1 protein-coding gene is annotated in these 312 nt (G+C 70.5%); it reads left to right on the top strand.

Going from position 1 to position 312, the window contains the following annotated elements; all coding sequences use genetic code 11:
* The coding region (locus tag SB822_RS55970; RefSeq protein ID WP_410858961.1) for a hypothetical protein at positions 1-288 on the top strand (288 nt) is incomplete at its 5' end.
* Positions 289-312: the final 24 nt, after the last annotated feature.

Raw genomic sequence — 312 nt, 5'->3', positions numbered from 1 at the left:
ATCTGTTCGTTGGCCGCCGGGTGCGGCTCGCTGTCGCGCAAGCCGACGGCTCCCGCTGCCGAAGCGATCGTCTCGCCCGCACCTGCCGTGATCAGCGTGCCGCAGGTGCGCTATGTGCCGATCGACAAGGAACTGACCTCGCCGTGCAGCTGGGTGCGCAACGGCGCGCTGGAAGACATGCCCGAGGTGGCCCGCGGCCGCAAGCGCTGTCTGGATATCTACGAGGCGCACCTGCGCGAGATCGCCGCCAAGCAGGGCGGCCCGGCCGCCGTGGAGGTCCAGCCGTGAGCCGGATCGCGATCGAGGTCGACG

The organism is Paraburkholderia sp. SIMBA_054 (assembly GCF_046534875.1).
Taxonomy (GTDB): Bacteria; Pseudomonadota; Gammaproteobacteria; order Burkholderiales; family Burkholderiaceae; genus Paraburkholderia; species Paraburkholderia hospita.
This window is presented reverse-complemented; position numbering and strand designations above follow the sequence as displayed.